The sequence below is a fragment of the Propionivibrio sp. genome, assembly GCF_049316945.1.
Classification (GTDB): domain Bacteria; phylum Pseudomonadota; class Gammaproteobacteria; order Burkholderiales; family Rhodocyclaceae; genus Propionivibrio.
Genome location: NZ_JBMOJE010000191.1, coordinates 1 through 6,656, shown reverse-complemented (window position 1 = coordinate 6,656; position 6,656 = coordinate 1). Strand labels below are relative to the sequence as shown.

The window sequence follows — 6,656 nt, the reverse complement described above, 5'->3', positions numbered from 1 at the left end:
GGACCAACGATTTTTGAATGTTCATTGCCTCGCCCCTGTTCAGTTACATCCCTAACGAGAAAAGACCTGGCCCGTGCCAATCACGAGGCGCTTTCCCCTGACCGCGCCGGTGAGCATACCGGCGTCCGGTTCCTGCTCGGTCTCGGGCGCTTTGTCTGGCGCGAGATTTGCCTTCTCCGCCGGTCCTGGCGGGGCCTTTGGTATTGGCATGGCGCTCTCTACAGTGCGCCGTGCGTTCTCTGCCTTGCTGGCCGCTCGGCGTCGCTTGCCCGCGCTCTGACGCAAGTGTTCGAGATAGCACCGCACCGGATCGTCATCGCGCCGGATCCGCAATTTTCGCTCGCGCACGAGCTTGCGAATTTCCTTGCGCATGCGCAAGGTATGAGCGGTGTACCGCCAACTACCCTGGGCCTCGACCACAAAGAGCTCCCGACCCGTTGCGTCGAACACGCGCAGCGCACGCACGTCCTCTGCATCGAAGTAGAGTCGCACTGGTTGACCGATCAGGTCTGCGCGCGTAGCCAGGCTGCGGCTGGTGTAATTTGCGCCAAAGAATTGAATATAAGGACGCACGCCGCGGGCGATACTGCCACGTATGTGTCCTTCGTGTTCATGCTGCAGCAAACACAGGTGACGCCGCATGGGTTCGGCTAACCAGCGTAGTGCCATGCGCTTCTCTCCCAGGTAGTACCCCAGGATTTCCAGAGGGGAGCGACCGGCCAGACTTTCATGGGCGGTGGCGTTGTAGTTGGCGATGCTCACCGCCGTCAGTTCCATCAATTCATCAAGGCACACCACTGCGGCCGAACTGGCGGTCATTTCTGCAATGCGCCGACGCGGATCGTCCGCCCCCGTGCCTGTCGTACCGGGTAGCCGATGGGAGAGAACCGACGCGAGCGTTCCGAAAAACCGTTCGATGTGAGGGCGCTGGTTTGGCCGGTACGCCGGTCCCGCGTGCGCGCCACATCCGACAATCTCGGTGAGCACGCGCAATGTATCCTCGGCCAGATTGGCGCGCGCATTGTCGAATCGAAACCAATCCCAGACTGCATAGCCCAGTTCGGGAAAGCGCTCTGACGGCATGCCTGCGCCTGGGGCATAGCGCAGGCCCGGGATCGTCAACGCAGGCACGTCCCATGGGACAAGGGCCCGCTCAACCGTTTTGAGCACGTCGAATCGGCTGTACTCCGACTCGAGAACAATGTGATAGCCGAGCACGGCCCTGCTGCAAATATCGAGAATGGTAAGCAGCCACACGCGCTCGATTTCGAAGGACTCCTCGACGCCGGCGACGCGTTCGAAAACCACGCGCAGACGCACGTCGACCCGATGGCCATCGAATTCTACGGCGTCATACGGCATCGTCGCGACCAAGGGCAACCCCTCAGCGTTGGGCCGGACGCCACCAGACCGTTTTTGTGCCAGTGCCGCCCGCGCGGCCTCCTCAAAAGTACGTGTAGCGATCGATTTGACCGCCGCAGCCAAACTGCGGACACCTTGCTCGGCCTGAACCAACGGGTAGTCGCGTTCCGTCAGCCCAAGGTCCAGGCAAGCCTGGCGAAAGCGCTGTTGCAGGGAGCTCAGGCCGCCAATGATCAGCTGTCCTTTCGATCCTTGCCGTACCACCACATGGTGTTCCCGCAATTCATCCACGATCAAGGCTTCGAGTTGCGGATGACGTTCCAGCAATAGGGCGAACGCGCCCGCCTTGCCACTGCGGCCTGCCTTCGTTATCTTTGCCTGGCGTCGATAGGACTTGACGCGCTCGAAGGGAATCAATGCGCGGAATCCTTGCACGCGGCCGTCCGCATGCATTTGAAGACAACGGTTGTAGAATCGGCGTACCGAACTGAAAGTCACCCCCGTGGCCGCCTGAATCGCGCGCAGCGGTTCGCGGCGACAATACCGGCGCACCGCGTCTTCACGTGCTCTGAAAACCGTCTGCTGCGCTGTGGATAGGACGGGCCAGGCGACGGTTGGCCACGTAGATGGATCTGCCCGTTCGGTCGCAACTGTGCGGTATCGGCTGTTCATACGGGCAAGCGCCTCAACACGATTCCGGGCCCCAAAGGTTGTTTGTGCAGCGCCTCGGCCTTGAGACGCCCTCTGTGCAACAACATAAAAACGGCCGTACGAATCAGCACGATGTCTTGTGGCTGAAAATCGCGTTCGATAGCGCCGAGCGTCGGCGCGTTTGATGTGGCCTGCTCGATGTCGGCCAATAATTGCTCGCTGACAAAGCGCGTGTTGGCCGCAATGTACGGCAGGATGCGCATCCAGTTATCAATCCAGATCGTGCGCGAAGCGAAATTCTTGGCGTGAATGTGTCGCACTGCTATGTTCTCGCTTGGGCCCAACTCATCGGTTGGGGCCGCACGGTCTGACGTGACGATCCAGCATATTTCGCGTCGACCTGCTCTGACCCAGAAATCCGTCAACTTCTGGTCTGCACCAAGGCCCCAATACATTGGGCGCTCGCAATAAGCGGACACACGTGGATTACTCTCGAGGAAGGTCAATAGTCGAACATGAAACGGGTCGAACAAGGTTACGCGGCGCTTGAGTTTGGGTGCCCAACACTCAAAACGCCCAGCGCCTTTCGGGCGTGCGCTTTCGACCGGAATTGTGAAGCGCGGATGTGAATCGCCAAGCTCCATGCGAGTCTCCGCCTATTTTCTGTCAATTTAGCACTTTTACTTCGAATTTCAAGGATGTATCAAAATTACTTCGCAAGCGTCCGAAGTAAAAGTGCGAACAAATAAATGTTGGCTCCTGTAAATTCATTGACTTACGAATTCTGATTGTTTGCAGAATTACTTCAGTTCACGAAACCGCATCGATGAATCGTCGGGCCGCAATCGGCCATCAGCGGACGGTGGCGTTTTTTCTCCAAAGCCGCCGTTGGCCGGGCACCCTCACCCGAAAGCCGACATTGGCGAGTTGGTACTCAATTTTTTCACTTCACAGTCCGGAATGCAGCGTTTGCCGTCATTAGCCTAAGAAAAGTCTGGGGCAGTACCCAGAGGCGTTCATTTGATGGTGCAAGTTGGCCGGCAAATCCCGGCCAGTCAGCGGACGCTCAGTGATTCGTAAAACACTATATTTCAGAGGCCGGTTCCGATGACATAGCGGGCAGTAGCGATATGCCGGGAAGAAAATCAGCCTTGCCGTTTAAAGGGGACAACTTCTCAAAAGCATGATCGGTAGCTCTGCTGACAGGTGCCGATCCTGCTCATAAGGCGAGCGCTCTACTTGATGTGGCGGCAGCACGCGCTGCCCTACTGACTATCTATATGTTGCCTGGACCAGCAACCGGACAGGCAGGGTTGTATGGAAAAGCACCTTGATTTAGTAAAGAGGTATAGCTAGAGTTATATAGTTTCTTCCCAAAAATCCAATGCGCGCTGGCCGACATGCGGGTTTTATCGTCGCAGAGTTAGGGAGTGTTGATAATTCAGTCAGGAGATCAAAATGACAACCCGTAGTGAGCATGAAAACAAGCCGGCAGGAAACGCCCTTGCAATGGCGTGGCAAGAGCACCGGTCAGAAGAAAGAGGATCAATGTAAGGCAATGACAATTTCCAGAAAAAGATAGCGGAAGCCGCCTACTTCAACGCGAAACGGCGCAACTTCGAACCCGGACACGATTTGGCCGACTGGTTCCAGGCCGAAGTCGAGTTGAAAGGTTTTTTGCTTAGTAATAATTGAACCCGAAAACCTCTGTTTTACACCGCAAAGGTGAGGTTGTATGCTTGAACCTAAAAACCGCAGTTCAAACCACGGCGACACGGCGGGCACAGCGAAAATCCTCAGCATTTCAGGATTTCATGGCTCACCCAAAGGGTGAGCCATGAAAACATTGCAAGTCATTGTTTTTCCGCTGTGTTCGCTGTGTTCGCCGTGGTCAACTGCTTTTTCCAGGTTGAACGTAGTTTGTGCCGGCGATGGGGTGTGGCGAAGTAATCGTAGCAAGAGGGCTATCGCTGGAAGCCTCTATATTCGGCGTTCTACAGTGCATCACTCCGAAGAGCCTTTAAATTAGCCACTCTTCAGACACAATGCCTGTAGATCGCCTGTTCATGCGGTATATAGCGATGCTTCATGCAAAATATTATTTAATATAAATGGCCGTAGAGCCTGAATTTTGATGTCCAGCAGGCAACCCCGGAATGATTCCAAAAACCAGTGCCACTATCCTGATCATCGACGACTCAGCCGAAAACCTGCACGTGCTGCATGAGTTGTTGCGGCCGCACTATCGGGTGCTTGCGGCAACCTCGGGCGAAGGTGGCTTGCGCATGGCGGGTGGTGCAACGAAACCCGACCTGATCCTGCTGATGCCCGGCATGGATGGGTACGCTGTGCTGGCGCGACTGCTCGACAATCCGGCCACATGCGACATCCGGGTCGTTTTCCTGAGCGCCCTGGCCGACGCGGACGATGAGGAGCATGGCCTGTTGCTTGGCGCCGCCGATTACATCACCAAGCCGATCAAACCCGCCGTGGTTCTGGCCCGGGTGCGCACCCAACTTGAAGCCAAGCAGGCGCGTGACTTGATGAAAGACCTGAACGCCACCCTCGAAGCCGAGGTTGCCCAGCGCATGGCCGAAAACGATCTCACCCAGCGGGTCAGCATCCGGGCGCTGGCGCATCTGGCCGAAACACGCGACCCGGAAACCGGCAACCACATTCTGCGTACCCAGGGCTATGTACAACGGCTGGCGATTGGCTTGCGCCAGCATCCCCGCTTCGCGGCCACCCTGAGCGATCACTACATCGATCTGTTGGCCCGCTCCGCCCCGCTGCACGATATCGGCAAGGTCGGCATTCCCGATCACGTCCTGCTTAAACCCGGCAAGCTCACTGCGGAGGAAATGGCGATCATGCAGACGCATGCCAAACTGGGCAATGATGCCATCGAGCAGGCCGAGCGTGACATCGAGATGCCGCTGCCGTTTCTCGCCACCGCCAAGGAAATCGCCCACTGGCACCACGAGAAATGGGATGGCAGCGGCTATCCCGCCGGCCTGGTCGGCGACGCCATTCCCGTTTCAGCGCGCCTGATGGCGGTGGCCGATGTGTTCGATGCACTGATATCGGTGCGTGCTTACAAGCCCGCAATGTCCTACGCCGAAGCCGGCGACATCATTGCCGCCGGACGCGGCAAGCATTTCGATCCTGATGTAGCCGATGCCTTCCTGGCCGGCTTCAGCGACTATGTCGCCATCGCCGACCTCCTCCTTGATGTCGACGGATTGCCGCCGGCGTGAGACCTGACGAAAGGCCCACCATGAAACCAGAGACAGCCAGTGCGTCCGAGACGGGCCAATCACCTCAGGCACCTGCAGCGCCCTTGCAAGCGCTGCCGGTCACCGAGATATTTCAATGGGAGTCACTCAAAACCAGGGTGACGCTCTTCACGCTGCATTTCTTCGTATTTTCCGGATTCTTGACCCGAAGCAATTCGAAACTGTTTTTCGTCGCTGAGTCGCTGGCGTAGTTGGTGCATTGAGCGGCACGATTGCGGTCGATGGCAAGACGGTGCGCGGGTCGGGCAATGGCGGCGAGACTGCCATTCACATGATCAGCGCCTTCGCCACGGAACTGGGCATCGTTCTCGGCCAGGAAAAAGTCGCCCGCAAGAGCAACGAGATTACCGCCATCCCGGTACTGCTCGATGCGCTCTACATCAAGGGTTTTCTCGTCAGCATCGACGCCATGGGTTGCCAGAAGCGCATCGCCCGGAAGATTATCAACAAGGGGGGCGACTACCTGCTAATGGTCAAGGGGAATCAACCCTCTTTGCTGGAAGCGATCGAGACGACCTTCATCGACCAGCATGAAGCACAAGGTGTCGACCGGCAAAAACATGGCGAAAAATCGCATGGTCGTATTGTCGGCCAGATCGCTTCGGTGCTACCGGCCAAAGGAACAGTGAACCTCACCGATTGGCCAAAATGCAAGACCATTGGTCGTATCGACTCGATCCGCGTCGTCGGCGGCAAGGAATCGGATCTGGAGCGCCGCTATTACATCAGCTCCCGCAACTTGAGTGCCGATCAACTCGACACCGCCGTGCGCGCCCACTGGGGAATCGAGAATCGGCTTCACTGGGTACTCGATGTCAGTTTCGGCGAGGATGGCAAGACCGTGTGCAAGGACAATGCTCCGCAAAACATCTCACTCCTGAGGAAGATTGTTCTCAACCTGATTCGCTTGGACAAGACTGATACGACCAAAACCAGCTTGCGCCGAAAGCGGAAGGGAGCCGCCTTGGACGACGATATGCGGATGAACATGCTGGGCCTTACTCCATTATGATGGGCGAGTGCGGAGGCCCTGGGGACTATGCCGGGGTCCGGGAGTGCCACGTCAAACCGGACTGGCTGCTGATCTACGATAAGGACGGCGCCGTCAAGACCGGAGAGTTGATCCTGATTCGCACCGGGACGCACAGCGAACTGTTCTGAAATAAAAACCCGCACCTGTGCCTTGAGTTCCGGTTCATGCTGCTACCGAGTGCGTGCTCTTGAAAAAAACAATCGTGGCCCCCTATTTACTACTGTGTTCCCGGTAGCTTGAATATGGTGATTGGCGTATTTATGAGAGCGCCGAGTTGGTAATGCCTGACATTCGCCAAGGTGGAAGTGCCTATT

The 6,656-nt window shown here is 57.0% G+C and carries 5 protein-coding genes and 2 pseudogenes; 4 read left to right on the top strand and 3 right to left on the bottom strand.

Annotated features, from left to right (window positions below):
• Positions 1-51: 51 nt before the first annotated feature.
• The 3 genes from ACOYNV_RS24765 to ACOYNV_RS24755 all read right to left on the bottom strand — a co-directional run bounded on the left by ACOYNV_RS24765 (position 52) and on the right by ACOYNV_RS24755 (position 3,816).
• Positions 52-2,034: a hypothetical protein gene (locus ACOYNV_RS24765; RefSeq protein WP_422902478.1), complete on the bottom strand. Its 1,983-nt coding sequence runs from the start codon at positions 2,032-2,034 to the stop codon at positions 52-54.
• Positions 2,031-2,657, bottom strand: coding sequence for a hypothetical protein (locus tag ACOYNV_RS24760; RefSeq protein ID WP_422902477.1), 627 nt, complete (start codon positions 2,655-2,657; stop codon positions 2,031-2,033). The genes ACOYNV_RS24765 and ACOYNV_RS24760 overlap by 4 nt, the downstream gene beginning before the upstream one ends.
• 901 nt (positions 2,658-3,558) lie before the next feature.
• Positions 3,559-3,816, bottom strand: coding sequence for a hypothetical protein (locus tag ACOYNV_RS24755; protein ID WP_422902476.1), 258 nt, complete (start codon positions 3,814-3,816; stop codon positions 3,559-3,561).
• A 353-nt stretch (positions 3,817-4,169) separates the two neighbouring features.
• Between ACOYNV_RS24755 and ACOYNV_RS24750 the strand changes: the two genes are divergently transcribed.
• From ACOYNV_RS24750 to ACOYNV_RS24735, 4 genes and pseudogenes are all read left to right on the top strand, one after another.
• Positions 4,170-5,270: an HD domain-containing phosphohydrolase gene (locus tag ACOYNV_RS24750; RefSeq protein ID WP_422902475.1), complete on the top strand. Its 1,101-nt coding sequence runs from the start codon at positions 4,170-4,172 to the stop codon at positions 5,268-5,270.
• 20 nt (positions 5,271-5,290) lie between these two features.
• A complete protein-coding gene (locus tag ACOYNV_RS24745) occupies positions 5,291-5,500 on the top strand; it encodes a hypothetical protein (protein WP_422902479.1) in 210 nt (69 codons plus the stop codon).
• Positions 5,428-6,321, top strand: a pseudogene (locus ACOYNV_RS24740) (ISAs1 family transposase); the annotation flags it as partial. The gene ACOYNV_RS24745 and the pseudogene ACOYNV_RS24740, both read left to right, overlap by 73 nt.
• A gap of 20 nt (positions 6,322-6,341) precedes the next feature.
• A pseudogene (locus ACOYNV_RS24735) lies at positions 6,342-6,470 on the top strand (type II toxin-antitoxin system mRNA interferase toxin, RelE/StbE family); the annotation flags it as partial.
• Between the last annotated feature and the right edge of the window lie 186 nt (positions 6,471-6,656).

Excerpts from the sequence above, each read along its gene's own strand:
- ACOYNV_RS24745 (WP_422902479.1), top strand. The coding sequence starts at position 5,291 with ATGAAACCAGAGACAGCCAGTGCGTCCGAGACGGGCCAATCACCTCAG.
- ACOYNV_RS24765 (WP_422902478.1), bottom strand. The coding sequence starts at position 2,034 with ATGAACAGCCGATACCGCACAGTTGCGACCGAACGGGCAGATCCATCT.
- ACOYNV_RS24755 (WP_422902476.1), bottom strand. The coding sequence starts at position 3,816 with ATGCTGAGGATTTTCGCTGTGCCCGCCGTGTCGCCGTGGTTTGAACTG.
- ACOYNV_RS24750 (WP_422902475.1), top strand. The coding sequence starts at position 4,170 with ATGATTCCAAAAACCAGTGCCACTATCCTGATCATCGACGACTCAGCC.
- ACOYNV_RS24760 (WP_422902477.1), bottom strand. The coding sequence starts at position 2,657 with ATGGAGCTTGGCGATTCACATCCGCGCTTCACAATTCCGGTCGAAAGC.